Below are 25,351 nucleotides of genomic sequence, written 5' to 3'. Positions count from 1 at the left end.
GAATCGTCTGTATATCCTGGCGAATTATGTAAAGGAGGTTATGCTGAATAATGTTAGGCGAATGTTTAAGCCTGTTACGGAGTCCGCTTTAAATAGCACAAACAGCTTTAAGGAGAAGAAGATGAAAAAGACTGCCGCAATTATCTCTGCATGTATGCTGACTTTTGCCCTGAGCGCCTGTTCCGGTCCTAATTACGTTATGCACACCAATGATGGACGTAGCATTGTGACCGACGGTAAACCCCAGACCGATAACGATACCGGTATGATTTCGTATAAAGACGCTAATGGCAACAAACAGCAGATCAATCGTACTGACGTGAAAGAGATGGTGGCTCTGGAAAACTAACCGTTTGTTATACAAAAAAAAGCACCGCAATATGGCGGTGCTACATTAATCACTATGGACAGACAGGGTAAATGTACAGGAAGTGAAAAAGGGTAGTCTCGCTACCGTGGTCTGAATCGCAGACCAATTGCAAACACAACAACACAACATCACAACCGTAAGCCAAAAGCCCATCAGAACACGCATTCCGATAAAACTTTTCGTTCCGGCTCAGGAAGTGCCGCCACTATAGGTATTTGCTGGTAGAACCTCAACGGACAATTTATAATGTCTCAGATTAAAAAAACTAATAGGTTACATGTTGTTACCTATTTGTTAAATTCATTCGACATTAAGTCCAGAGGCCATGTCAAAACGATTACCTCCTTTAAATGCGTTACGCGTTTTTGATGCTGCCGCGCGCCATTTGAGCTTTACGCGAGCAGCGGAAGAACTTTTTGTGACGCAGGCCGCAGTAAGCCACCAAATTAAGTCACTTGAGGATTTTTTGGGGCTAAAACTGTTCCGCCGCCGCAATCGTTCGCTGCTGCTGACGGAAGAAGGCCAAAGCTATTTTCTCGACATTAAAGAGATATTTTCCCAGCTCACGGAAGCAACGCGTAAGCTCCAGGCGCGCAGTGCCAAAGGGGCGCTGACGGTGAGTTTACCGCCCAGTTTTGCCATCCAGTGGCTGGTGCCCAGGCTCTCCAGCTTTAACTCAGCTTATCCGGGAATTGACGTTCGGATACAAGCCGTTGACCGTCAGGAAGATAAACTGGCAGACGATGTCGATGTCGCGATTTTTTATGGCCGGGGAAACTGGCCGGGCTTGCGCGTCGAAAAATTATACGCAGAATATTTACTGCCCGTCTGTTCTCCTTTATTACTCACAGGCGAAAAACCGTTAAAAACGCCGGAAGATCTGGCGAAACACACGCTATTGCACGACGCCTCCCGGCGTGACTGGCAGGCCTATACTCGTCAGTTAGGGCTCAACCATATTAACGTTCAGCAAGGGCCGATATTTAGCCACAGCGCGATGGTGCTACAGGCCGCTATTCACGGACAGGGGATCGCGCTGGCGAATAATGTTATGGCGCAGTCGGAAATTGAAGCCGGGCGACTGGTGTGTCCATTTAACGATGTTCTGGTGAGTAAGAATGCTTTTTATCTGGTTTGTCATGACAGCCAGGCAGAACTGGGTAAAATAGCCGCCTTCCGTCAGTGGATTTTGGCGAAGGCGGCGACGGAGCAAGAAAAATTCCGTTTTCGTTACGAACAATAATTAACTTAGGGTATGACCATGACCAGCCGTTTTATGCTGATTGTCGCCGCTATCAGCGGTTTTATTTACGTTGCTCTGGGCGCGTTCGGGGCGCATGTTTTGAGTAAAACCCTGGGCGTGGTTGAAATGGGCTGGATTCAGACCGGCCTGCAATATCAGGCGTTCCATACGCTGGCGATCTTTGGCCTGGCGGTGGCGATGCAGCGCCGTATCAGCATCTGGTTTTACTGGAGCAGCGTTTTTCTGGCGCTGGGCACGGTGCTGTTTAGCGGCAGTCTGTACTGCCTTGCGCTTTCGCATCTGCGCCTGTGGGCGTATATCACGCCTGTCGGCGGCGTCAGTTTCCTGGTGGGCTGGGCGCTATTGCTGATTGGCGCCATTCGTATGAAACGTAAGGGCGCGAGCCATGAATAAAGTTGTATTGCTCTGCCGTCCGGGGTTTGAAAAAGAGTGCGCTGCAGAAATTACCGATAAAGCGGGAAAACGGGAAATATTTGGTTTTGCACGCGTAAAAGAGAACGCAGGCTATGTCATTTATGAATGCTACCAGCCGGAAGATGGCGAAAAGCTGATTTCAGAACTGCCGTTCAGTTCGTTGATTTTCGCCCGCCAGTGGTTTGTGGTGGGGGAACTGCTGCAACATTTACCGCCGGAAGACAGAATTACGCCGATTGTCGGCATGTTGCAGGGCGTAGTGGAAAAGGGCGGCGAGCTGCGGGTTGAAGTCGCCGACACCAATGAAAGTAAAGAACTGATGAAGTTCTGCCGCAAATTTACGGTGCCGCTGCGCGCGGCTTTGCGTGATGCGGGCGTATTGACGAATTATGAAACGCCGAAGCGTCCGGTCGTTCATGTCTTTTTTATCGCGCCAGGATGTTGCTATACCGGTTATTCGTTCGCGCATAACAATTCACCGTTTTATATGGGCATCCCGCGTTTGAAGTTTCCGTCTGATGCGCCGAGCCGCTCAACGCTGAAACTGGAAGAGGCGCTCCACGTTTTCATCCCGGAAGATGAGTGGGATGAACGTCTGGCGAACGGCATGTATGCGGTGGATTTGGGCGCCTGTCCCGGCGGATGGACGTACCAGTTAGTGAAGCGCAATATGTGGGTTTACTCCGTAGATAACGGCCCGATGGCGCAAAGCCTGATGGACACCGGACAGGTGACCTGGTTGCGTGAGGATGGCTTCAGGTACCGTCCGAACCGGAATAATATTTCATGGATGGTCTGCGATATGGTGGAGAAGCCGGCCAAAGTCACCGCGTTAATGGCGCAGTGGCTGGTGAACGGCTGGTGTCGGGAGACGATTTTTAACCTTAAACTGCCGATGAAAAAACGCTATGAAGAGGTGTCGCATAACCTGGCGTATCTTCAGGCGCAGTTGGATGAGCATGGCGTTAATGCTCAGATCCAGGCACGTCAGCTTTATCACGATCGCGAAGAAGTGACGGTGCACGTGCGTCGGTTGTGGGCGGCTGTTGGCGGGCGTCGCGACGAGCGATAAAAACGCGCTGCCGTCATCCGGCGCGTCATCAGCGCCGGATGACGCACGCTTATCCGGCCTATGACTGCGGCGCATCTGAAACAATATGCGTCACGTCATCCAGATGGCCGATGCGCGCCTCTCCTGAACGATTAAATTTACTTTTATCAATCAATAATAAAGACTGCGAGGCGCGCCTGAGCAGGATAGATTTAAAATCGGCGTTGATCGCATTGGAGTCCCACAGATCGCCGCCGCCGTCGATCCCCTCACAGGAAAAGATGAACAGATCGATATCAAGCGATTTTAGCTGTGAGATAAGCGACGGATTAACATAACAGCCATATTTACGTTCAAGCTGGCCGCCGGAACTTATCAGCGCAATGCGTTCGCGTTTTCCCAGCTCCTGACAGATAGGATGGCTATTGGTAAAAACCTGAATGGGAATATCCGGCAACTGGCGGGCCAGATACCAGCAGGTTGAACTGGCATCCAGCGCAATCGTCATTCCTTCTTCTATCCACGCTAACGCTTCACGGGCAATATCGGCTTTATGCGCATAATGGCTTTTCAGGCGGATATGGAATGGATCGCCGCTGTCCTGATTTTCACGATGAATATATTTAGCTCGTCCGTGATTACGCAGCACTTTTCCCTGCGTCTGTAGTTCACTGAGATCGCGGCGGATGGTCTCTTTACTGACGTTAAGCCGGGTGGCCAGCGCTTCGGTGGTCAGACTTTTATGATTGATCAGCAGATCGACTATCGCTTGTTGGCGTGCCGCTTTCATTTTTCTCACCCCATCATTCGATGAACGCCCGCGTCATGCGGGCGCACCGGCAAGAGATTACGGCGTTACCCCTTTTTTTAAAAGAATATTTCCGTACTTCGCGCACTCACCTGTGATAACGATCGCAAACGCTTTTTGCGCCCGCTCATAAAACGCATAGCGGTCGATACGAACGATATCCGGGCACGGCGCTTCTAATGACAAGGCATCGCGATAGCGCGCTTCAACGTTGGGATCGAGCGTGTCGCCTTCCACGGCGGCCATCATCACCAGCGGCGGGGCGTAGCTATCCAGCTCAAAGAGCGGAATAATTGCCCGCAGTAGATCGCTGACGCTAAGACCATCGGCGCGAATCACCTGCGGGCCCAGGCTATGCGCGGGAAAGTGAGCGTCGGAAAAAATGATTTCGTCCCCGTGGCCCATCTCGGCCAGCACTTTGAGCAGTGTCGGGGAAATTAACGGTGAAATGGTTTTTAGCATTTCATACTCCCTCAATAATTTCGGGTTCGGTTTGCGGCCAGAAATAGCGATACTGATAATTGACCTGCGCGCGCGCCTGCTCCGGGCTACTAAATTCGCCTACGCCGTACCAGCCAAACATGGCAGCGCCGGCCACGGTGGTTTCCGCGTCGTCCAGCACCTTGATAGGGATAGCAAGCTGATTCGCTTTAATTTGATTCCATAAAGCGTTGCGACTGCCGCCGCCAACCAGTAACAGTTCTGTGGCGTTAAAATGACCGATTTTCTCCAGCGTGCGCAGATTACGCTGAAGTTGCGCCGTCAGGCCTTCCAGCGCGGCGCGATAGAAATGGCCGCGGGTGGTATTGAGCGTCACGCCCTGCCAGCCTGCATTTTGGCAGGCGAGCAGATCGCACTGCATCCGTACGCCTTCCGCGCCAGCGGGAATAGCGCGCGCTTCGTCGATCAGCGTTTGCCATGGCGTTTCCGGCGTCCACAGCAGTTTTCGTACCCATTCGAGTACGCCGGAGGCCAGCCACTGCATTCCGGGGTTATAAAGCCCCGACTGACTGTCCAGTTCACAGGTCGAGCCCGGATACTGACTGAGCAGCGAGGTATCCACCTGACCGCTGCGCACCATCAGAATCTCCCATGTTCCGGAGGAGAGCACCGGTTCACCTTGCTGCGCGCCAGCGCCGAATAACGCGAACTGAGTATCGTGTCCGGCAGAGATCACCGGCACACCCGCCGGGAGACCGAGTAGCCTGGCCGCGTCTGTCTGTAGCGTGCCTATCGGGGCGCCCGCTTCCACGATACGCGGGAACAGGCGGCGCGCCAGGCCCGTCGCCTGCAGGATTTCCGGACTAAAGTCGCGCTGATGGATATCCAGTAGCTGGCTGGTGCCTGCCATAGTGATATCGGTTGTAAACTCGCCGGTCAGACGGTGGTTAATCAGCGACGAGATAAACAGCCAGCAGTGAGCTTGTTCCAGCAGGCGCGGATGATTCTCTTTAAGCCAGACCAGTTTATACAGCGTGTTAAAGCTGAACGCGCCGACGCCGGAGAGCGTCTGCAATTGCCGGGGCGAGATAAAGCGCTCAATCGTTTCCATCACGGCGGCGGTTCGCGGGCATTTCCAACTGATGACCGGGTAGAGCAGCTTACCCTGCGCATCGACCAGCGCGCCATCGACGCCGAACGTAGTCACCGTAATACCGCGAACAACACACTCCGACAGGGCGCTGGAGAGTGACCTGCAGCAGTCGGCGAAACGTTGCAGGATGGCGTCCAGAGACCACTGATGCCAGGCGCTATTTTCTGCGGCAATGTCGCTGGCGTTAGTGGTTGAGGCGCGGGCGACAATTTTCCCCTGGCGATCAACGGCGATCGCCCGAACGTTTGTCGCACCGCAGTCGAGAACCAGGATAACGTCTTGTTTCATAGATAACTCCATAAACGCCGCCCGATGGCGCTACGCTTATCCGGCCTACGGTTCACGCGCCCGTAGGCCCGGTAAGCCTGCGCCACCGGGCTAAGCCGCATTAACGTTTATACAGCGGGCCATAATTTTGGCAGGCGCGATAATCCTGGCCTTCGATATCCATACCGTGAGCTGCCCAGGCGGAAGGACGGTAGATCTTCGCCTCCTCCACGTTGTGCATACATACCGGGATACGCAGCATCGCGGCGAGAGTAATAAAGTCTGCCCCTACATGGCCGATGGTGAGTACGCCGTGGTTAGCGCCCCAGTTCGCCATCACCGAATAGACATCGGTAAACGGGCCTTTGCCGGTAAGACGCGGCGCAAACCAGGTGGTAGGCCAGGTAGAGTTGGTGCGGGCATCAAGCTGATCGTGCATCGCTTTCGGCAGTTCGACGCTCCAGCCCTCGGCGATTTGCAGCACTGGTCCCAGGCCTTTGATGATATTCACGCGGGTCATGGTGAATGGCACGCCGCCTTCGGTCAGGAAACGGGATGAGTAGCCGCCGCCGCGGAAGTATTCGTGAATCGCCGGGCACCATTCAGTGGCCGCCAGACACGCATCCGCCTCTTGTTGGCTGATTTCCCAGTGTGGTTTCATGGTCGGCTTGCCTTCGCTGTCGCGCTGTTTACAAGCACCGTCCAGAGCGGCAGAGCCGGAGTTAATCAGGTGAATAATGCCGTGTTCCGCCAGGCCGCTGAGCGCCTGGCCGGTGACGCGTTCTACGGCTTCCGGCGACCAGTAGGTTCGCACGTCGGCGAATATCTGCGCGGTACCGGTGAGTTGATGGCCGAACAGCATCGCTACGCCGTTCAGACTGTCATTTTCGGTGGCGACGACAAACGGTTCGCGTACGCCGTTCCAGTCAAAAGAACTATTGAGCAGCGCTTCGGCGGTATCGCCGTTCGGGTATTGATCGGTCCAGTGGCGCTGGCCCTGGAAGCCGGCGGCAATGGCGTTGTAGCCCAGCGATTCTTCAACTAACCCTTTGTCCGCCAGCGTCTTGTTGCCCTGCATCATGTCGCGAATACACATCGCCATCAGCAGGCTCTCTTTTAGCACCGCGCGGTTCTGGGCTTCATTGCGCTTATACTGTGAGGCGTTCTGATCTTCGCCGTAGCGGAAGTTTTTATCCGCCCACGCCAGCGCCATCTCCAGTTCGGCCTCATCATAAATTTTTTGATCGATACGGCGGCGCAGTTCGGTCATATCTACCGCTTGCACCTTCATGCCCAGCCAGGATTCAAAGAAGTTATGATCGACAATGGAACCCGCGATCCCCATCGACACGCCGCCGACGGAGAGGTAGCTTTTGCCTTTCATGCTGGCTACCGCTAACCCTGCCCGCGCAAAACGCAGCAGTTTTTCTTCGACGTCGGCGGGAATGGAGGTATCGTCGGCATCTTGCACGTCATGGCCATAAATGGAGAACGCCGGAATGCCTTTCTGGCTGTGCGCCGCCAGCGCCGCGGCAAGGTAAACCGCCCCGGGACGCTCTGTGCCGTTAAAGCCCCAGATGGCTTTCGGACGCATCGGGTCCATATCAATGGTTTCGCTGCCATAGCACCAGCACGGCGTAACGGTAATGGTCACGCCCACGTTCTGGCTACTGAATTTTTCTTCACAGGCGGCGGATTCCGCCATTCCGGCAATACAGGTATCCGCAATGACGCACTCCACCTGAGCCCCGCAGGCGTGGCGGATTTTCTCAGTGATGAGCGCCGCCGTCGCTTTCGCCATGTTCATGGTTTGTTCTTCGAGCGACTCGCGTACGCCCATACGACGTCCATCAATCACCGGGCGGATACCGATTTTCGGTAAGCTGATTTTTTTCATGACAGATTCCTCACGTTATTCGGATAAATGTTCAGTTTGTCGCCGCTTGTGAACGGAAACGGGCAAAAATGAAGATGACGGCAAAGCACAATGCCGGAACCAGTTCGGCGGTCGGGATTTTGCCTGCGGCGTCGCTAACGAAGCCCATTACTGGCGTGACAATACCGCCGCCAATGATGGTCATGACGATAAAAGACGAGCCGTACTTAGTGTCCTGTCCCAGATTTTTGATACCCAACGAGAAGATGGTCGGGTACTGGATTGACATAAATGCGCTACACAACGTCAGCGCCAGCAGGCCGATATGTCCGCCGCTAAAGGCGGAAATCAGACACAGGAGCATGGCAAACAGGGCGTAGGCGGCCAGCACTTTATGCGGCGCGAAGCGGCTGATAAGCCAGGTCCCGGTGAAACGGCCGATAAAGAAGCACACCATCGTGCCGGTCAGGTAGTTGGCGGCGAAACCGGGCGTCATTCCAGGGATCTCCTCAATGGCGTAGCGGATCAGATAGCTCCAGCAGGCGGTTTGCGCCCCCACGTAGCAGAACTGCGCCAGCACCGCCCAGCGCCAGTGGCGGATACGGATGAGTCGGGAGAGAGAAGATAAGAAAGAGCTTTGTTTAGCATCGCTATGATCGTCACTTTGCAGGGCCGGAAATTTGGTCAGCATAATCAGCAGCGCAACTACTAATACGATGGCGACGATAATCATGTATGGCGTTTGTACCGATAACACCAGGCTGTGTTTATAGGCGCTAAGCTGATCCGGCGTCATTTTATCAAGCGCTTCTTGCGATTGATGCGGCACGTTAGACAAAATAAGGCTTTGCCCAAACACAACGGCGATAATAGCGCCAAAGGAGTTAAAAGTTTGCGCCAGATTAAGCCGGAAATGTCCGCCGCTTTCTGGACCTAATACCGTCACAAAAGGATTGGCCGCAGTTTCAAGGCAGCCTAAACCGGCGGCGATGATAAACAGGCCAATTAAAAATAATGTGTAATTCATTATCTCGGCGGCAGGCCAGAATAATGCGGCGCCAAAAGCATACAAAAAAAGTCCAGTGATAATCCCTGCTTTATAACTGAGTTTTTTCATCAAAATCCCAGCGGGAATTGGAATGACGAAATAACCGAAATAAAAGGCTGACTGAATAAGTCCGGCCTGGAAGTTAGTTAGCGTAAAAGCTTGTTGAAACTGCGGTAATAAAATGTCATTCAGATTATTGGCGACGGCCCACAGAAAAAATAGCGAGCAAAGTAAGGCGAATGGAATAATGTAGCGCTTGCTTTTGCTTTGCTCTGCATCCACAGCACGAAAACTCTGTGTTTGTATTGTTGTGTTTCCCATAGCATCCTCATCGGTTCAGAAGCTTTTGCGTGCGGTCGGTTCTGGTCACCAGACCGTAAAATTAGGTGAGTTCGCTTTTCTTACCGGTAATAAATTGGCGTCCGGAATGAACTCATGGAGTCATTTTCAAATAAAAAAGGCCTTTTAATATGATGGCGGTCACATTTATACCTGAGAGCATAGCGTTCTGTGATTATCATCACTTTAATTTTCATAAAAAAATGACCGTTTGAGATGTTTAATTTAAAAAACCACAGGCTGAATGCCCGAATTAAATTATTGCTACGAAAACGGTCAGTGGTAACTTATTTTTCATCTTTGCCCGTTTTGAAAAATATTATTAAGAGCGGGCATTTATCGGCGAGAGAAATGGCAGTCGTCTGGTTTATCGTGGCGAATTAATTGATGTGTATCACAAAATATTGTTATTTAAATTCCCTTCTCTTTATTCAGTATGATGATAGTTGCTAACTATTCGATTATTTCAACAGGACAGCAGCGTGATGCGAAAGGCGGTTTTGTTGTCTCATTTTGAATCACAGAGAGAGGTAAATAATGGAACGAAATAGACTGGCTCGGCAGATTATTGATACCTGTCTGGAAATGACGCGGTTAGGGTTAAATCAGGGGACGGCAGGTAACGTGAGCGTACGTTATCAGGGCGGATTGCTGATTACGCCGACGGGGATCCCCTACGAAAAGCTGACAGAGTCGCACATTGTCTTTATTGATGCTGACGGTCAGCATGAGCAGGGCAAGCTGCCTTCCAGCGAGTGGCGTTTTCATATGGCGGCATACCAGACGCGCCCTGACGCCAATGCCGTGGTACATAACCACGCTGTCCATTGTACGGCAGTCTCGATCCTGAATCGCCCGATTCCGGCGATTCACTACATGATTGCCGCCGCAGGAGGAAACTCTATTCCCTGCGCGCCCTACGCCACTTTTGGCACCCGCGAACTTTCTGACCATGTTGCCGTGGCGCTTAAAAATCGTAAAGCGACGCTGTTACAGCATCACGGGCTTATCGCTTGTGAAGAAAATTTAGACAAAGCGTTGTGGCTGGCGCATGAAGTGGAAGTGCTGGCGCAGCTCTATTTAAGTACGCTGGCCATTGTCGATCCGGTACCGGTACTGGATGACGAGGCGATCGCTATCGTACTGGAGAAATTTAAAACTTACGGATTACGTATTGAAGAGTGATGTCAGGAGACAGGCGATGGCGAACAGAATGATTCTGAATGAAACGGCATGGTTTGGCCGGGGAGCGGTGGACGCATTAACCGATGAGGTGACGCGCCGCGGTTATCATAAAGCGCTGATTGTTACCGATAAAACGCTGGTGCAATGCGGTGTGGTCGATAAAGTGACAAGCAGAATGGATGCCGCAGGGCTGGCGTGGGAGATCTATGCGGGCGTGATCCCTAATCCTACGATTTCCGTTGTCCAGGAAGGGCTTAAGGTCTTTACCCAAAGTGGCGCGGACTATCTCATCGCCATTGGCGGCGGTTCTCCGCAGGATACCTGCAAAGCGATCGGTATTATCAGTAACAATCCGGAATTTGCCGATGTGCGCAGTCTGGAAGGGCTATCGCCGACCCGTAAACCCAGCGTGCCGATTATGGCGATCCCGACAACGGCGGGAACCGCGGCGGAAGTCACTATCAATTATGTGATTACCGATGAAGAGAAACGGCGCAAATTCGTTTGTGTCGATCCGCATGATATTCCGCAGGCGGCATTTATCGATGCCGATATGATGGACGGTATGCCACCCGCGCTGAAAGCGGCAACGGGCGTGGATGCGCTAACCCATGCTATTGAAGGCTATATTACCCGGGCCGCATGGGCGCTGACGGATGCATTACATATCAAAGCCATTGAGATTATTGCTGGCGCGCTGCGCGGCGCCGTAGCCGGAGAAAAAGAGGCCGGTGAGGCGATGGCGCTGGGGCAATACGTTGCCGGGATGGGGTTTTCCAATGTGGGGCTGGGACTGGTGCATGGGATGGCGCATCCGCTGGGCGCGTTTTACAACACGCCGCATGGCGTCGCGAATGCTATTTTGCTTCCGCATGTGATGCGTTTTAATGCCGGGTCTACCAACGAGAAATTCCGTGATATCGCCCGGGCGATGGGGGTGAAGGTAGAAGGATTGAGTCTTGGAGAGGCGCGTAATGCCGCAGTGGAAGCCGTATTTACGCTAAATCGCGATGTGGGAATTCCGCTGCATTTGCGTGATGTCGGCGTTCGAAAAGAGGATATCCCGGCGCTGGCGCAGGCGGCGTTCGATGATGTCTGTACGGGCGGCAATCCGCGTGAAGCGAGTCTGGCGGACATTGTCGAACTGTATCATACCGCCTGGTAATTTTGCCGGATGGCGCTGCGCTTATCCGCTCTACATTTCGTGCAGTTCTGTAGGCCGGATAAGGCGTTCACGCCGCCATCCGGCAACAAAACTACCGCGCCAGCCGTAGCTGCTGTAAGTTTCCGTCGATATGTAAATCGGTTTGCAGACGTGCAATATCGCGGCAGAGAAATGCCATTTCTCTATGCGTCTCAAGCTTTTTGCGCCACTTTTCCGGCACCTCGTCCAGATGGGCGTAAATTCCCTCCAGATTTTGAAACTGAATCAATAGCTGGGTCGCGCTTTTAGGGCCGATACCGGCAACGCCTGGGACTTTCGAACTACTGATTCCTGCCAGACCCCAGTAATCCGGCAACTGCCGGGGAAGTACGCCAAACTCTTTTTCAATAAACGGCGCGTCCAGCCAGCGTTTCTGGAAGTAGTCGCGAATGCGCAATCCCGGAGAGAGCAACTGGCAATAGCCTTTATCGGTTGACACAATGGTTGCCTGGTGCCCGGCTTCGGTAACTTTTAGCGCCAGCGTCGCCGCCAGATCGTCCGCTTCGTTACCGTCTGATGCCCAACAGCGTACGCCGCGCTGTTCAAATGCGGCGCGTAGGGCGGGCATTTCATTATGTAAATCGTCAGGCATCGGCGGACGTCCTGCTTTGTAGTCCGGCAAACGCTGATGACGCCAGCCGCTACTGCGCGCGTCGTCATCAAATACCGCTACGGCATGGGTTGGCTGGCTGTGAATAATCAATTGATCGAGCGCGTGTTGGCAGGTTTCCACACAGGGCGATCCCTGAACGGCGTGAATACGGCGAATCAAATTGAGCGCGTCGACGATAAGCAGATGAGCAGCCACGGTGTTCTCCCTTACAAACCTGCGCGTAGGGTAACATTCACGGCGGGGGGAGGCGAGCATTGCGAAATAGCGCTATCCGTAGGCCTGATAAGCGAGGCGCCATCAGGCAACAAAAGCCGGATGGCGGCGAGCGCCTTATCCGGCCTACAGATCCTAAAATGTGCTGAGAATTAATCGCAGGTAACGATCTTCATCGCCAGGCCGCCGCGCGAAGTTTCGCGGTACTTAGCGTTCATGTCTTTACCGGTTTCGTACATGGTCTCAATCACTTTATCGAGGCATACACGCGGTTCGCTGGTACGGCGCAGCGCCATACGCGCGGCGTTGACTGCTTTGACTGAAGCAATCGCGTTACGCTCAATGCAGGGAACCTGTACCTGACCGGCAACCGGATCGCAAGTTAACCCCAGATTATGCTCCATGGCGATTTCTGCGGCGATACACACCTGCGCCGGACTACCGCCCAGCAGCTCGGCCAGACCCGCTGCCGCCATGGAACAGGCCACGCCGACCTCTCCCTGACAACCCACTTCGGCGCCGGAAATAGAGGCGTTCATCTTATACAGCGAGCCAATCGCGCTGGCGACCAGCATATAGCGAGCAAGCGAGTTAGCATTTACTTCGCGGATAAACTTGTCATAGTACGCCAGCACCGCCGGAACAATACCACATGCACCGTTAGTCGGCGCAGTGACTACTCGTCCGCCTGCGGCATTCTCTTCGTTCACCGCCAGCGCGAACATATTGATCCAGTCGACGACCGCCATCGGATCGGTGGTGGTCTTATCCTGACTGACCAGCACCCGACGCAGCGCCGCCGCGCGACGCGGAACGCGCAGTTTGCCCGGCAATACGCCCTCGGTGGTGATACCGCGCTCAATACCGCTGCGCATCACCTCCCAGACCCTGGCGAAGTGCTGCTCCAGCGCTTCTTTACTGTGCAGAGCCAGTTCGTTTTGCATCATCAGACCGGAGAGCGACAGACCCGTCTCCTGGCAATGGCGCTGTAAATCCGCGGCGGTTTTGTAAGGGTACGGTACGTTAACGGGTTCGCTATTCGTCAAACCAAAGTGCTCTTCATCGACGATAAAGCCGCCGCCGATGGAGTAGTAGGTTTGGCTGTAGAGCACCTTATCGCCCGCCAGCGCGGTAATACGCATCCCGTTTTCATGCAGAGACAGGTTGTCGGCGTGGAAATTCATGCACTTATCGACCGGAAATTCGACTTCATGCTGCCCATTGGCCAGTAGTAAACGCCCATGGGTGTTCACATCCTGGATAAAGGACGGAATGGCGTCGATATCGACGGTGTCCGGCAGATTCCCCGCCAGGCCCATAATAATGGCGATATCAGTGTGGTGGCCTTTACCCGTCAATGACAGAGAGCCGTAGACATCCACCACGACGCGGGTGACATCTGTAAGAATATGGCGGGCAATCAGATCGTCCGTGAACTGCTTGCCTGCTTTCATTGGTCCGACGGTGTGAGAACTGGAAGGGCCAATGCCGATTTTAAAAATATCGAATACGCTAATCATAGGGCATCCATTGCGGTTGTATCATAGAGAAGCGCCGCGGTAAGCGGCGCTAAAGGACTTAGCTGAACAGTGAGTAGAAAATAGCGGAGATGGCAATCAGGCCCATAATCACAACGAATACGTTGCTGATATGACCGCTGTACTTACGCATTGCCGGTACTTTCTGGATGGCATACATCGGCATCAGGAACAGAATCATCGCGATGATCGGGCCGCCCAGGGTTTCAATCATGCCCAGGATGCTGGGGTTCAGCGTCGCCACAATCCAGGTGGTGACCAGCATGAACAGCGCGGTAATTTTATTCAGTTTGTTGATTTCGATGGATTTACCTTTACCACGCAGCGATTTAATCACCATCCCGTTAAAGCCTTCACGCGCGCCAAGGTAGTGGCCGAGGAAGGATTTGGTGATAGCAATCATCGCAATGATCGGCGCCATCCAGGCGATGATCGGCGCGTTAAAATGGTTCGCCAGGTAAGACAGAATAGAGATGTTCTGCTCTTTTGCCGCTGCCAGATCTGCCGGCGTCAGGCTCAGCACGCAGCTGAAGACGAAGAACATCACGGTCAGCACCATCATGATGTGGGCGAAGGCCAGAATTTTAGAACATTTCTTCTCAGCGCCTTCACCGTACTCTTCACGCTTCGCAACCGCGAAGGAGGAGATGATCGGGGAGTGGTTGAAAGAGAAAACCATCACCGGAATCGCCAGCCACAGCGTCATCCACAGACCGTTACCGGTAGACGCGGCGGAATCAAAGGACAGCGTTTCCAGCGCCGCGCCGTTCCACTGCGGGATCAGGTACAAGGCCAGCAGCATCAGCGCAGCGACGAACGGGAATACCAGGATACTCATCGCCTTAACGATCATTTGCTCGCCGAAGCGCACGATGGTCATCATGCCAACAATCAGGATCAGGGAAAGAATCGCCCGCGGCGGCGGATTAATCGCTAACTGGTGGGTCAGGAAGCTTTCCACGGTATTAGTAATCGCCACGCTGTAAACCAGCAGGATGGGGTAAATCGCGAAGAAGTAGAGCAGGGTAATCAGTTTACCTGCGCCGATACCGAAGTGTTCCTCAACGACTTCAGTGATGTCTTCACCCGGGTTTTTACCGGACAGCACGAAGCGTGTTAAGCCACGGTGTGCGAAAAAGGTCATCGGGAAAGCGAGAATCGCCATGATGATGAGCGGAATCATGCCGCCGACGCCTGCGTTGATCGGCAGGAACAGAACGCCCGCGCCGATAGCCGTGCCGTAAAGGCCCAGCATCCACATGGTATCCGTTTTGCGCCATGCGCTTCGAGAGTCAATCGAAGCAATAGTGCTGGTCTGAGTGGTTTCCATCTATTTCTCCTGGAGGATGCTAAAAATCAGGTTGCTGGTCTAATCCAATGAAAAAAGACCTGATCGTAAAATGAAATCTGCTTAGGGACGCTTTTTATATAATTTTTCGCCGTAATAATTTTCGGGCGGAAAGATACATTTAAGTGATGAATCTATCAGTGATCCCGATCTCAAATGCAATAATCCGCTTCTTACATGGATAAATTTGGACCATTAATCTATTAAAAAAACGTCATAACGAATTTCCGGGCGCGAAGGCTACCATTAACGATATAAGGCCGGAAAGATTGGGGCGCAAGATACGGAGGTTTGACTATAAAAATCAAGGTTTTTAGTAGATTCTGGCGAAGAATAAGAGTTTGGACCGATAAATCACGGTAAGAGGAGTGAGGTAAACGTTTGCCTGGCAATCTATTTATGGTGAATTATAAATGGTGTTTATAAAACAATGCGGGCTATGCCACTGATGATCATCATAAAAAATGAAGGCATACGTTAATTGCCGTACCGCAATGAAAGGAATGGGAGAAGCGCCCGGCTGCTGGCGGCAACCGGGCATAAGCGTTAAGCGCAGATCTCGTAACAGGGGATGTAGGCGGAACCTGGCAATTTCATACGATGCTGCGCGACGAAACCCTGCAGCAGATCGTCCATGCGACGCATCATTTCTCGATCGCCGTGGATTTTATACGGACCATTAGCTTCAATGGCGCGTATCCCGACCTCCTTCACGTTCCCCGCGACAATACCGGAGAAGGCGCGTCGCAGATCCGCCGCCAGAATCTCAACCGGCTGATCCGGGTACAGTTTCAGGTTGGCCATATTCTCATGCGACGGCTCAAACGGCACCTGAAGATCCGGTGCTATACGCATCGACCAGTTAAAACTATAGGCGTCGCCAGTATCGCGGCGATTCTCTTTCACTTGCGGCATCGCTTTCTTCATCAGCCGCGCTACCTCCGCCGCATCGTCAATGATGATGCGGTAATGACGGCGGGCCGCTTCGCCCAGCGTATGGGTAATAAACTCATCCAGCACGCGGAAGTAATCGGCGCTCTCTTTTGGTCCGGTCAGGATCAGCGGCAGCACCTGATTTTTATTGGCTGGATTCATCAGAATACCCAGCAAATAAAGCAGCTCTTCCGCCGTACCCACGCCGCCCGGGAAGATGATGATACCGTGTGCGATACGGACGAACGCTTCCAGGCGTTTTTCGATATCCGGCATGATGATCAGTTCGTTCACCAGCGGGTTAGGCGGTTCAGCCGCAATAATGGAAGGTTCAGTCATGCCGATAAAGCGGCTGTCTTTATAGCGCTGCTGCGCGTGACCGACCGCCGCGCCCTTCATGGGGGCTTCCATCGCCCCAGGGCCGCAGCCGGTGCAGATGTTCAGCTCGCGTAATCCCAACTGCGTGCCGACGCGACGGGCATACAGGTACTCGTTTTCGTTAATTGAGTGGCCGCCCCAGCATACCACCATGTTTGGCGCTTCGCCGACGTGCAGCGCCCGGGCGTTGCGCAAAATGGAGAACACCAGATTGGTGATATGTGTTGAGCTTTCAAGATCCAGATGCTGGAAACGGCCGGCATTATGGATCTGCCCATTCACAAAGAGAATGTCGCGCAGCACTGCGAACAGGTTAGCCTGTAGCGCACGAATAATCCGCCCGTCAACAAAGGCGTCTTCAGGCGGATTAATCAATTCCAGCTTCACGCCGCGCTCGCGGCGCAGTACGTTAATATCGAAATTTTCAAAGCGGGACAGCAGCTCTTTGCTGTTGTCGGTCAGGCTGCCGGAGTTAAGAACGGCAAGTGAACAGTTACGAAACAGTTGATACAGGTCGCTACTGGCCGTGCGTTTCAGCATGTCCACTTCCAGTTGCGACAACATATCCATTGAGCCAAGCGGGCTAATATGTGTAATCAAGTAAACTCCTTATGGGACGCAACACGCCATTCCCTGTTGATTACAATAGCCCTGGCTGATGACCTTTCACAACCTTACATGCGCAATCCGGCACGCAAAATTGACAAAAAAATTACTGTCGCGCCAGCCTGCCCGTGGCGGGCACGAAATCGGTATTGCTGCGCCAGGGATTAATGTCCAGCCCGCCGCGGCGGGTATAGCGTGCATAAACGCTTAGCGTTTCCGGCTGGCAGAAGCGCAGAATGTCATTGAAAATACGCTCTACGCACTGCTCGTGAAATTCATTATGGTGACGGAAGGAGACCAGATAACGCAGCAGTTTTTCCCTGTCGATTTTGCGTCCGCGATACTGAATTTGTATCGAGCCCCAGTCCGGCTGGTGGGTGATCAGGCAGTTGGATTTCAACAGATGACTGACCAGCGTTTCTTCTACTTGCTTCTCGCCGCTGACTGCATGTTGCAGATAGTCGGTAGTAAACTGGTAATTGTCGATACTGATATCCTGATCGTCAATACAGGTGCCGTGGAAATGGGCGACTGGCTGTCCTTCCAGCTCATCAAGACGATGAAGCCTCACGCTAACGTTGCCCTGCGCGCAGGCGCGCAGATCGCGCTCCAGCGTCTGGCGCACCGTCTCCCAGGTGTCAAAGCGCGTCTGGTTAAAGCTGTTCAGATACAGTTTAAAGCTTTTGGATTCGATTAAATTAACGCTGGTGTAATCCAGTTCGACATGCCCGACGGCGACCTGCGGAAGACCCTGGCTGTTAAGCCAGGAAAGTTCATACAACGTCCAGATATCCGCGCCGTGGAACGGCAAATTATCGGCTGTTAATCCGAGCGGGTCGCGATTCAAACTGCGCGGTACGCCCTGCAGCAGGCTGGCGTCATAATTGTCCCGGTAATCCGTTGATTTTCCGAGAGTCAGGCCATCGAGAGCCTGATGGTTTTCATAAGAAGACATGTTTCACCGTCATAAACCAGATACACTATGCGTCAAGTGTATCCTGGCTTTTATGAAGAGAGAAACTGGTGGACGAACTGACAGCGCAGGCATTGAAAGCCTTTACGACGCGTTACTGCGACGCGTGGCAAGAAAAACACGGTAGCTGGCCGTTGAGCGAAGAACTGTATGGCGTACCTTCTCCGTGCATTATTTCTTCAACCCGCGATGCCGTTTACTGGCAGCCGCAGCCTTTTGAAGGCGAAGAAAATGTAAACGCGGTTGAACGCGCCTTTGATATTATGGTACAACCTGCGCTCCACGCGTTTTACACCACGCAGTTTGCTGGCGACATGCCCGCGCAGTTTGCGGATGAAAAGCTTACGCTACTGCAAACCTGGAGTCAGGATGACTTTCGGCGCGTGCAGGAAAATCTGATAGGCCACCTGGTCACGCAAAAGCGGCTCAAGCTTCCTCCCACGCTTTTTATTGCGACGCAGGAAAATGAGCTTGAGGTCATTTCGGTCTGTAATCTGTCCGGCGAGGTGATTAAAGAAACGCTGGGCACCCGTAATCGTACCGTTCTTGCCGCAACGCTTGCGGAATTCCTTACGCAACTTAATCCTCTTCTGTAATCGTTTGCCCTAACGGGTGTGAGAGATCTCTTACAAAGTCTGTAGGAGATCGCCAGGATAGCAGCGGATACTGAGCCCCGTTTTCTTATATAAATATATATAAAACAACATGTTAAAATGTTTTTGCGCACTTTCATATGAAAATTTACTTAAGGTATTGTCTGTAAGCGTCTTGTAAGACAAGGTGAAACAGGCGATTCTATCTTCGTCGACAGGGAGTCGTACAACGAAGCGAACGTCAGGATGATGACGCTTCGGCAGGACACGCCAGGATGGTGTTACAAGGAAAGGCTTCAGGATGAAGCAAAGTGGAAAGCGCAGGATGCGTTAAAGGACACCTCCAGGACGGAGAACGAGAGCCGATCAGGATGTTCGGCGGGTCTGGATGACCAGGGACGCTTCAGGAAGAAGCTATCACATCGGGCGATGTGCGCAGGATGCAAACGTTCAGGATGAACAGGCCGTAAGGTCACAGGAAAAGTTGTCACGGATGAGCAGGGAGCACGAAAAGTAGCTGGAATGCTGCGAAACGAACCGGGAGCACTGTTTATACAGTGCTCCCTTTTTTTTGTTATTCTTCGCGCCAGATTTTCATCATTGAGGTTTTTAACATGACGACTCATGACCGTGTGCGTCAGCAGTTACATGCGCTTGAAACGCTGCTGCGCGAGCATCGCCACTGGCGGCAGGATGCGCCGCAGGCGCACCTGTTTACCAGCACCCAACCATTTTTTATGGATACCATGGAACCGCTGGAATGGCTGCAATGGGTATTGATTCCACGTATGCATACCCTACTTGATAATGCGCAGCCGCTGCCCGAGGCATTTGCCGTCGCCCCTTATTATGAAATGGCGCTGGCGGCGGATCATCCGCAGCGGGAGGCGATCCTGGCGGTTTTGCAGGATCTGGATGCGCTATTCGTCCGCGATAAATCCTGATGCTGGAGATCCTCTATCAAGACCCGTGGCTGGTTGCCGTGAATAAACCCGCAGGCTGGCTTGTTCACCGGAGCTGGCTGGATCGCGACGAAAAAGTCGTGGTCATGCAAACGGTGCGCGACCAAATCGGCCAGCATGTTTTTACCGCCCACCGTCTCGACAGACCCACGTCGGGCGTACTGTTAATGGGGCTGTCCAGCGAAGCGGGACGCCGTCTGGCGCAGCAGTTCGAGCAGCACCACATCCGTAAACGCTACCATGCCATTGTGCGCGGCTGGCTGATGGATGACGCGGTACTGGATTATCCGCTGGTGGAAGAGCGCGATAAAATTGCCGATAAATTCGCCCGCGAAGATAAAGCGCCCCAGCCGGCTGTAACGCAGTATCGCGGACTGGCGACGGTCGAAATGGCGGTACCGACCGGGCGTTATCCCACCACGCGTTATGGTCTGGTTGAGCTGGAACCAAAAACGGGACGTAAGCACCAGCTCCGTCGTCATCTGGCGCATCTGCGTCATCCTATCATCGGCGACAGTAAACATGGCGATTTGCGACAAAACCGCAGCGCCGCAGAGCATTTTGCCTGTCGTCGCCTGATGCTTCATGCCAGTCGGCTTGAGCTGACGCACCCCTTCACCGGACAGCCGTTGATGATTCAGGCCGGGTTGGATGAAACCTGGATGCAGGCGCTGACACAGTTTGGCTGGCGTGGACTTCTCCCTGACAATGAAAGGGTTGAGTTTACGGCGGCGTCCCGGCAGGATGAGACTCATCAGGCATAATTCAGGGAGATACGCATAATGGCAGAAATTGGTATTTTTGTCGGGACCATGTATGGCAACTCACTGCTGGTGGCGGAAGAAGCGGAAGCGATCCTCGCCAGACAGGGGCACAGCGCGATCGTGTTTGAAGATCCTGAACTGTCCGACTGGCAGCAATATCAGGATAAGGTTGCGCTGGTCGTTACCTCGACGACCGGGCAGGGCGATCTACCGGATAGCATTGCGCCGCTCTTTCACGGCATTAAAGATACAATCGGTTTTCAACCAAACCTGCGTTACGGGGTGATTGCGTTAGGTGATAGCAGCTACCCCAATTTCTGTAATGGCGGCAAACAGTTTGATGCCCTGTTGCAAGAGCAAAGCGCGCAGCGGGTGGGGGAGATATTATTCATTGACGCCAGCGAACATCCGGAGCCGGAGAGCCAATCCAATCCCTGGGTTGAAAACTGGGGAACTTTACTTTCCTGAGGTAAATCCCTCCCCCCTACGGGAGGGTACCTTTTCGTTTGCTTGCATTGCCAGTAAGCAAAATAACGACCTGTACACAGTGTAAAGTAACTGAATCGTGTTAGCTTTGGGCATATGCCCGCAAAAGCGGCAGTTTTTTACGGGCGTTTTCATGTGATCAAGCGACCTGTTTCACATTCTTCTCTTTTTATTCCTCCAGCGTCGACTTCTGACGCCTTCTGATTTCATTTCCGTGAAGTGGCTTCCACCGTCCTGGGCTTTTGCCATAAACAGGCGTAATTCATCGCCAAAATACTGTGTTGTTGCACGGTGAGTGTGTGTGGCGCGCTTTTTATACTTCTCCTGCCAGTGAATAAAAGCATGCAGCGTGCAAAGCAAACGACCTAATAAAAGCTGCAACAAGGAAACGTTATCTCTGATTCCCTACCGGTTGTGCAGTTCAGAGTGAGCGTAGCTAACGCGAAATTTCAGGAGTGCAACAATGAGTTCATTAAGTCACGCGGCGAGCAGTGCGGAGAAACGCACGAACGCCCGCTACTGGATAGTGGTGATGCTGTTTATCGTCACATCCTTCAACTACGGCGACCGCGCCACATTGTCCATTGCCGGCTCAGAAATGGCCAAAGATATCGGCCTTGATCCGGTAGGCATGGGCTATGTTTTTTCTGCTTTTTCATGGGCCTATGTTATCGGGCAGATCCCGGGCGGCTGGCTGCTGGACCGCTTTGGTTCCAAACGTGTCTATTTCTGGTCTATTTTCATTTGGTCAGTCTTCACCCTGTTGCAGGGTTTTGTCGATATCTTTAGTGGTTTCGGCATTATTGTCGCCCTCTTTACGCTTCGTTTCCTGGTCGGTCTGGCGGAATCGCCTTCTTTCCCGGGCAACAGTCGCATTGTTGCAGCCTGGTTCCCGGCGCAGGAGAGGGGAACGGCGGTGGCCATCTTTAACTCCGCGCAATACTTTGCCACGGTTATTTTCGCGCCGATTATGGGCTGGCTGACGCACGAAGTGGGCTGGTCGCATGTCTTCTTCTTTATGGGCGGGTTAGGGATCATCATCAGCTTTATCTGGTTGAAAGTTATCCATGAACCAAATAACCATCCGGGCGTAAATAAGAAAGAATTGGAGTACATCGCAGAAGGCGGCGCGCTGATCAATATGGATCAGAAAGACACCAAAGCGAAAGTACCGTTTAGCGTCAAATGGGGCCAGATCAAACAGCTGCTGGGCTCTCGTATGATGATTGGCGTTTACATCGGTCAGTACTGTATTAACGCATTGACCTATTTCTTTATTACCTGGTTCCCGGTCTATTTGGTCCAGGCGCGCGGCATGTCGATTCTCAAAGCGGGCTTTGTCGCCTCGGTTCCTGCAGTCTGCGGCTTTATCGGCGGCGTGTTGGGCGGCATCATTTCCGACTGGCTGATGCGTCGTACTGGCTCCCTGAATATCGCGCGCAAGACGCCGATTGTGCTGGGGATGTTGCTGTCAATGGTTATGGTGTTCTGTAACTATGTGAACGTGGAATGGATGATCATCGGCTTTATGGCGTTGGCCTTCTTCGGTAAAGGTATCGGCGCGTTGGGCTGGGCAGTAATGGCGGATACCGCGCCGAAAGAGATCAGCGGTCTTTCCGGCGGCTTGTTTAATATGTTCGGCAATATTTCCGGTATTGTGACGCCAATCGCGATTGGTTACATCGTTGGCACCACCGGTTCCTTCAACGGCGCGTTGATCTATGTCGGCGTACATGCCCTGGTGGCCATCATCAGCTATCTGGTGCTGGTAGGCGATATTAAGCGTATTGAACTGAAACCTGTCGCAGGACAATTATCATGACAACGCAATCCAGTCCCGTTATTACGGACATGAAGGTCATTCCGGTTGCCGGACATGACAGTATGCTACTCAACATCGGCGGCGCGCATAACGCGTACTTCACCCGTAACATCGTCGTCCTCACCGATAACGCCGGGCATACTGGCGTCGGCGAGGCGCCGGGCGGAGAAGTGATTTATCAGACGCTGGTCGATGCTATTCCGATGGTATTAGGCCAGGAAGTCGCCCGCCTGAACAAAGTGGTGCAGCAGGTGCATAAAGGCAACCAGGCCGCTGATTTTGACACCTTTGGCAAAGGCGCATGGACGTTTGAACTGCGGGTTAACGCGGTGGCGGCTTTGGAAGCGGCGCTGCTTGATCTACTGGGACAGGCGCTTAATGTGCCGGTCTGTGAACTGTTAGGGCCAGGTAAACAGCGCGATGCCGTCACCGTGTTGGGCTATCTCTTCTATATTGGCGATCGCACTAAAACCGATCTGCCGTATCTGGAAAGCACGCCGGGCAGTCATGAATGGTATCGTCTGCGCCATCAGGAAGCGCTGAACAGCGACGCGGTCGTGCGGCTGGCGGAAGCGTCTCAGGATCGCTACGGCTTTAAAGATTTTAAACTCAAGGGCGGCGTGCTGCCGGGCGAACAAGAGATTGATACTGTTCGCGCGCTAAAAAAACGCTTCCCGGACGCGCGTATTACCGTGGATCCGAACGGCGCCTGGCTACTGGATGAAGCCATTGCGTTGTGCAAAGGGCTGAATGATGTACTGACCTACGCGGAAGATCCGTGCGGCGCGGAGCAAGGATTCTCTGGTCGTGAAGTCATGGCGGAGTTCCGCCGCGCGACAGGACTGCCGGTGGCGACCAATATGATTGCCACCAACTGGCGTGAAATGGGACACGCGGTGATGCTCAACGCGGTAGATATTCCTCTTGCCGACCCGCATTTCTGGACCCTCACCGGCGCCGTTCGCGTGGCGCAACTGTGCGATGACTGGGGGCTAACCTGGGGCTGCCATTCGAATAACCATTTTGATATTTCACTGGCGATGTTTACCCATGTCGGCGCGGCGGCGCCAGGCAAACCCACCGCTATTGATACGCACTGGATCTGGCAGGAGGGCGATTGCCGCCTGACTAAAAATCCGCTGGAAATTAAAAACGGCAAAATTGCCGTTCCGGATGCGCCAGGACTGGGCGTGGAGCTTGACTGGGAACAGGTGCGAAAAGCGCATGACGCGTATAAAAAGCTGCCAGGCGGCGCGCGTAATGATGCAGGCCCGATGCAATACCTGATCCCCGGCTGGACTTTTGACCGCAAACGCCCTGTTTTTGGTCGTCACTAATTCTGAATAAGGACACAGTTATGAGTACTCAATTTACGACGCCTGTAGTCACTGAAATGCAGGTTATCCCGGTTGCGGGTCATGACAGTATGCTGATGAACCTGAGCGGCGCGCACGCCCCGTTCTTCACGCGCAACATCGTCATTATTAAAGATAACTCCGGCCATACCGGGGTTGGCGAGATTCCGGGCGGCGAAAAAATTCGCAAAACGCTGGAAGATGCGATCCCACTGGTGGTGGGAAAAACGCTGGGTGAATATAAAAATGTCCTGACCGCCGTTCGCAACCAGTTTGCCGATCGCGATGCGGGCGGACGCGGCTTACAAACGTTCGATCTCCGTACCACTATCCATGTGGTGACTGGCATTGAAGCGGCAATGCTTGACCTTTTGGGCCAACACCTGGGCGTCAACGTCGCTTCGCTGTTAGGCGACGGTCAGCAGCGCAGCGAAGTCGAAATGCTGGGTTATCTGTTCTTTGTCGGCAATCGCAAGGCCACGCCGCTGCCGTATCAGAGCCAGCCGGATGAGCAATGCGACTGGTATCGTCTGCGCCATGAAGAGGCGATGACGCCGGAAACGGTAGTGCGTCTGGCGGAAGCCGCCTATGAAAAATACGGCTTCAACGACTTCAAACTGAAAGGCGGCGTGCTGGCGGGCGAAGAAGAGGCCGAGTCAATCGTGGCGCTGGCGAAACGTTTCCCACAAGCGCGCGTTACGCTCGATCCAAACGGTGCCTGGTCGCTGAACGAAGCGATCAGCATTGGTAAATACCTGAAAGGTTCTCTGGCCTATGCAGAAGATCCGTGCGGCGCGGAGCAGGGTTTTTCTGGTCGTGAAGTGATGGCGGAATTCCGTCGCGCGACCGGATTACCGACGGCCACCAATATGATAGCGACCGACTGGCGTCAAATGGGGCATACGCTGTCGCTGCAATCCGTCGATATCCCGCTGGCGGACCCGCACTTCTGGACTATGCAAGGCTCTGTACGCGTGGCGCAAATGTGCCATGAGTTCGGTCTGACCTGGGGCTCGCACTCTAACAACCACTTTGATATTTCGTTGGCGATGTTTACCCATGTTGCCGCGGCGGCGCCGGGCAAGATCACCGCGATCGATACCCACTGGATCTGGCAGGAAGGCAACCAACGTCTGACTAAAGAACCGTTTGAAATTAAAGGCGGCATGGTGCAAGTACCGACCAAACCGGGTCTGGGCGTTGAGCTCGATATGGATCAGGTGATGAAAGCGCATGAGCTCTATCAAAAACATGGCTTAGGCGCGCGTGACGACGCGATGGGAATGCAGTACTTAATTCCTGGCTGGACGTTTGATAATAAGCGTCCTTGCATGGTGCGTTAAGTCA

At 53.2% G+C, this 25,351-nt stretch carries 24 protein-coding genes; 13 read left to right on the top strand and 11 right to left on the bottom strand.

Annotation, left to right across the window (positions count from 1 at the left end):
• The first annotated feature begins 121 nt into the window (after positions 1 to 121).
• The 4 genes from HV477_RS18020 to rlmM all read left to right on the top strand — a co-directional run bounded on the left by HV477_RS18020 (position 122) and on the right by rlmM (position 3,120).
• Entirely contained in the window at positions 122 to 349 is a 228-nt protein-coding gene (locus tag HV477_RS18020) for a YgdI/YgdR family lipoprotein (protein WP_000750393.1), read from the top strand.
• A 346-nt stretch (positions 350 to 695) separates the two neighbouring features.
• A complete protein-coding gene (gene gcvA / locus HV477_RS18015; protein WP_000044409.1) occupies positions 696 to 1,613 on the top strand; it encodes a glycine cleavage system transcriptional regulator GcvA in 918 nt (305 codons plus the stop codon).
• An 18-nt stretch (positions 1,614 to 1,631) separates the two neighbouring features.
• A complete protein-coding gene (locus HV477_RS18010; RefSeq protein WP_000203913.1) occupies positions 1,632 to 2,027 on the top strand; it encodes a DUF423 domain-containing protein in 396 nt (131 codons plus the stop codon).
• Positions 2,020 to 3,120: a 23S rRNA (cytidine(2498)-2'-O)-methyltransferase RlmM gene (rlmM, locus tag HV477_RS18005; RefSeq protein ID WP_001045494.1), complete on the top strand. Its 1,101-nt coding sequence runs from the start codon at positions 2,020 to 2,022 to the stop codon at positions 3,118 to 3,120. Before HV477_RS18010 ends, rlmM begins: the two co-directional genes overlap by 8 nt.
• A gap of 58 nt (positions 3,121 to 3,178) precedes the next feature.
• On the opposite strand, the gene fucR is transcribed toward rlmM, so the two are convergent.
• From fucR to fucP, 5 genes are all read right to left on the bottom strand, one after another.
• Positions 3,179 to 3,889, bottom strand: coding sequence for an L-fucose operon activator (gene fucR / locus HV477_RS18000; RefSeq protein WP_000642330.1), 711 nt, complete (start codon positions 3,887 to 3,889; stop codon positions 3,179 to 3,181).
• Positions 3,890 to 3,946: 57 nt separating this feature from the next.
• On the bottom strand, positions 3,947 to 4,369 hold the full coding sequence (fucU, locus tag HV477_RS17995; protein WP_000920845.1) for an L-fucose mutarotase: 423 nt from the start codon (positions 4,367 to 4,369) through the stop codon (positions 3,947 to 3,949).
• Between the two features lies 1 nt (position 4,370).
• Positions 4,371 to 5,789 (bottom strand): L-fuculokinase, encoded by a 1,419-nt coding sequence (gene fucK / locus HV477_RS17990; protein ID WP_079898929.1) that lies wholly within the window; start codon positions 5,787 to 5,789, stop codon positions 4,371 to 4,373.
• A 100-nt stretch (positions 5,790 to 5,889) separates the two neighbouring features.
• Positions 5,890 to 7,665, bottom strand: a complete 1,776-nt coding sequence (gene fucI / locus HV477_RS17985) for an L-fucose isomerase (protein WP_000724126.1) — start codon at positions 7,663 to 7,665, stop codon at positions 5,890 to 5,892.
• Positions 7,666 to 7,696: 31 nt separating this feature from the next.
• On the bottom strand, positions 7,697 to 9,013 hold the full coding sequence (gene fucP, locus HV477_RS17980; protein WP_000528620.1) for an L-fucose:H+ symporter permease: 1,317 nt from the start codon (positions 9,011 to 9,013) through the stop codon (positions 7,697 to 7,699).
• 555 nt (positions 9,014 to 9,568) lie between these two features.
• Here fucP and fucA point away from each other — a divergent pair.
• The gene (gene fucA, locus HV477_RS17975) at positions 9,569 to 10,216 is read left to right on the top strand and encodes an L-fuculose-phosphate aldolase (RefSeq protein ID WP_000440819.1); all 648 of its coding nucleotides are present in this window, start codon (positions 9,569 to 9,571) and stop codon (positions 10,214 to 10,216) included.
• A gap of 16 nt (positions 10,217 to 10,232) precedes the next feature.
• Positions 10,233 to 11,381: a lactaldehyde reductase gene (fucO, locus tag HV477_RS17970; protein ID WP_000013567.1), complete on the top strand. Its 1,149-nt coding sequence runs from the start codon at positions 10,233 to 10,235 to the stop codon at positions 11,379 to 11,381.
• Between the two features lie 91 nt (positions 11,382 to 11,472).
• Here the strand turns inward: fucO and xni are convergent, their stop codons facing one another.
• From xni to queF, 5 genes are all read right to left on the bottom strand, one after another.
• Positions 11,473 to 12,228, bottom strand: a complete 756-nt coding sequence (gene xni, locus HV477_RS17965; RefSeq protein ID WP_001536725.1) for a flap endonuclease Xni — start codon at positions 12,226 to 12,228, stop codon at positions 11,473 to 11,475.
• A 170-nt stretch (positions 12,229 to 12,398) separates the two neighbouring features.
• Positions 12,399 to 13,766 (bottom strand): L-serine ammonia-lyase II, encoded by a 1,368-nt coding sequence (sdaB, locus tag HV477_RS17960; protein WP_000626384.1) that lies wholly within the window; start codon positions 13,764 to 13,766, stop codon positions 12,399 to 12,401.
• 58 nt (positions 13,767 to 13,824) lie between these two features.
• Positions 13,825 to 15,114, bottom strand: a complete 1,290-nt coding sequence (sdaC, locus tag HV477_RS17955; protein WP_000450462.1) for an HAAAP family serine/threonine permease SdaC — start codon at positions 15,112 to 15,114, stop codon at positions 13,825 to 13,827.
• Between the two features lie 564 nt (positions 15,115 to 15,678).
• The gene (gene ppnN, locus HV477_RS17950) at positions 15,679 to 17,043 is read right to left on the bottom strand and encodes a nucleotide 5'-monophosphate nucleosidase PpnN (protein ID WP_000627973.1); all 1,365 of its coding nucleotides are present in this window, start codon (positions 17,041 to 17,043) and stop codon (positions 15,679 to 15,681) included.
• A 112-nt stretch (positions 17,044 to 17,155) separates the two neighbouring features.
• Positions 17,156 to 18,004: an NADPH-dependent 7-cyano-7-deazaguanine reductase QueF gene (gene queF, locus HV477_RS17945; RefSeq protein ID WP_000100463.1), complete on the bottom strand. Its 849-nt coding sequence runs from the start codon at positions 18,002 to 18,004 to the stop codon at positions 17,156 to 17,158.
• Positions 18,005 to 18,072: 68 nt separating this feature from the next.
• Here queF and syd point away from each other — a divergent pair, with 68 nt between their 5' ends.
• From syd to HV477_RS17925, 4 genes are all read left to right on the top strand, one after another.
• Positions 18,073 to 18,618, top strand: coding sequence for a SecY-interacting protein (gene syd / locus HV477_RS17940; RefSeq protein WP_000343990.1), 546 nt, complete (start codon positions 18,073 to 18,075; stop codon positions 18,616 to 18,618).
• 611 nt (positions 18,619 to 19,229) lie between these two features.
• A complete protein-coding gene (locus HV477_RS17935; RefSeq protein WP_000207015.1) occupies positions 19,230 to 19,559 on the top strand; it encodes a YqcC family protein in 330 nt (109 codons plus the stop codon).
• The gene (gene truC / locus HV477_RS17930; RefSeq protein WP_000890030.1) at positions 19,559 to 20,341 is read left to right on the top strand and encodes a tRNA pseudouridine(65) synthase TruC; all 783 of its coding nucleotides are present in this window, start codon (positions 19,559 to 19,561) and stop codon (positions 20,339 to 20,341) included. Before HV477_RS17935 ends, truC begins: the two co-directional genes overlap by 1 nt.
• A gap of 18 nt (positions 20,342 to 20,359) precedes the next feature.
• On the top strand, positions 20,360 to 20,809 hold the full coding sequence (locus tag HV477_RS17925; RefSeq protein ID WP_001660880.1) for a flavodoxin: 450 nt from the start codon (positions 20,360 to 20,362) through the stop codon (positions 20,807 to 20,809).
• A gap of 171 nt (positions 20,810 to 20,980) precedes the next feature.
• On the opposite strand, the gene HV477_RS17920 is transcribed toward HV477_RS17925, so the two are convergent.
• A complete protein-coding gene (locus tag HV477_RS17920) occupies positions 20,981 to 21,211 on the bottom strand; it encodes a hypothetical protein (RefSeq protein ID WP_109155243.1) in 231 nt (76 codons plus the stop codon).
• Between the two features lie 79 nt (positions 21,212 to 21,290).
• Between HV477_RS17920 and gudP the strand changes: the two genes are divergently transcribed.
• From gudP to gudD, 3 genes are read left to right on the top strand one after another with little or no spacing between them, the layout of a single operon-like run.
• Positions 21,291 to 22,649, top strand: coding sequence for a galactarate/glucarate/glycerate transporter GudP (gene gudP / locus HV477_RS17915; RefSeq protein ID WP_000097015.1), 1,359 nt, complete (start codon positions 21,291 to 21,293; stop codon positions 22,647 to 22,649).
• The gene (locus HV477_RS17910) at positions 22,646 to 23,986 is read left to right on the top strand and encodes an enolase C-terminal domain-like protein (RefSeq protein WP_000211806.1); all 1,341 of its coding nucleotides are present in this window, start codon (positions 22,646 to 22,648) and stop codon (positions 23,984 to 23,986) included. Before gudP ends, HV477_RS17910 begins: the two co-directional genes overlap by 4 nt.
• A gap of 20 nt (positions 23,987 to 24,006) precedes the next feature.
• Entirely contained in the window at positions 24,007 to 25,347 is a 1,341-nt protein-coding gene (gudD, locus tag HV477_RS17905; RefSeq protein WP_000107113.1) for a glucarate dehydratase, read from the top strand.
• Positions 25,348 to 25,351: the final 4 nt, after the last annotated feature.

It is taken from the genome of Salmonella sp. SG203 (assembly GCF_013350575.1).
Taxonomy (GTDB): domain Bacteria; phylum Pseudomonadota; class Gammaproteobacteria; order Enterobacterales; family Enterobacteriaceae; genus Salmonella; species Salmonella enterica.
Note: the sequence above shows the minus strand (reverse complement) of the source record. Positions and strands in the feature narration are given on the sequence as shown.

What these genes read in the sequence shown, in the direction of transcription:
- HV477_RS18020 (WP_000750393.1), top strand. Translation starts at nt 122, where the DNA reads ATGAAAAAGACTGCCGCAATTATCTCTGCATGTATGCTGACTTTTGCC.
- gcvA (WP_000044409.1), top strand. Translation starts at nt 696, where the DNA reads ATGTCAAAACGATTACCTCCTTTAAATGCGTTACGCGTTTTTGATGCT.
- HV477_RS18010 (WP_000203913.1), top strand. Translation starts at nt 1,632, where the DNA reads ATGACCAGCCGTTTTATGCTGATTGTCGCCGCTATCAGCGGTTTTATT.
- rlmM (WP_001045494.1), top strand. Translation starts at nt 2,020, where the DNA reads ATGAATAAAGTTGTATTGCTCTGCCGTCCGGGGTTTGAAAAAGAGTGC.
- fucR (WP_000642330.1), bottom strand. Translation starts at nt 3,889, where the DNA reads ATGAAAGCGGCACGCCAACAAGCGATAGTCGATCTGCTGATCAATCAT.
- fucU (WP_000920845.1), bottom strand. Translation starts at nt 4,369, where the DNA reads ATGCTAAAAACCATTTCACCGTTAATTTCCCCGACACTGCTCAAAGTG.
- fucK (WP_079898929.1), bottom strand. Translation starts at nt 5,789, where the DNA reads ATGAAACAAGACGTTATCCTGGTTCTCGACTGCGGTGCGACAAACGTT.
- fucI (WP_000724126.1), bottom strand. Translation starts at nt 7,665, where the DNA reads ATGAAAAAAATCAGCTTACCGAAAATCGGTATCCGCCCGGTGATTGAT.
- fucP (WP_000528620.1), bottom strand. Translation starts at nt 9,013, where the DNA reads ATGGGAAACACAACAATACAAACACAGAGTTTTCGTGCTGTGGATGCA.
- fucA (WP_000440819.1), top strand. Translation starts at nt 9,569, where the DNA reads ATGGAACGAAATAGACTGGCTCGGCAGATTATTGATACCTGTCTGGAA.
- fucO (WP_000013567.1), top strand. Translation starts at nt 10,233, where the DNA reads ATGGCGAACAGAATGATTCTGAATGAAACGGCATGGTTTGGCCGGGGA.
- sdaB (WP_000626384.1), bottom strand. Translation starts at nt 13,766, where the DNA reads ATGATTAGCGTATTCGATATTTTTAAAATCGGCATTGGCCCTTCCAGT.
- sdaC (WP_000450462.1), bottom strand. Translation starts at nt 15,114, where the DNA reads ATGGAAACCACTCAGACCAGCACTATTGCTTCGATTGACTCTCGAAGC.
- queF (WP_000100463.1), bottom strand. Translation starts at nt 18,004, where the DNA reads ATGTCTTCTTATGAAAACCATCAGGCTCTCGATGGCCTGACTCTCGGA.
- HV477_RS17935 (WP_000207015.1), top strand. Translation starts at nt 19,230, where the DNA reads ATGACGACTCATGACCGTGTGCGTCAGCAGTTACATGCGCTTGAAACG.
- truC (WP_000890030.1), top strand. Translation starts at nt 19,559, where the DNA reads ATGCTGGAGATCCTCTATCAAGACCCGTGGCTGGTTGCCGTGAATAAA.
- HV477_RS17925 (WP_001660880.1), top strand. Translation starts at nt 20,360, where the DNA reads ATGGCAGAAATTGGTATTTTTGTCGGGACCATGTATGGCAACTCACTG.
- gudP (WP_000097015.1), top strand. Translation starts at nt 21,291, where the DNA reads ATGAGTTCATTAAGTCACGCGGCGAGCAGTGCGGAGAAACGCACGAAC.
- HV477_RS17910 (WP_000211806.1), top strand. Translation starts at nt 22,646, where the DNA reads ATGACAACGCAATCCAGTCCCGTTATTACGGACATGAAGGTCATTCCG.
- gudD (WP_000107113.1), top strand. Translation starts at nt 24,007, where the DNA reads ATGAGTACTCAATTTACGACGCCTGTAGTCACTGAAATGCAGGTTATC.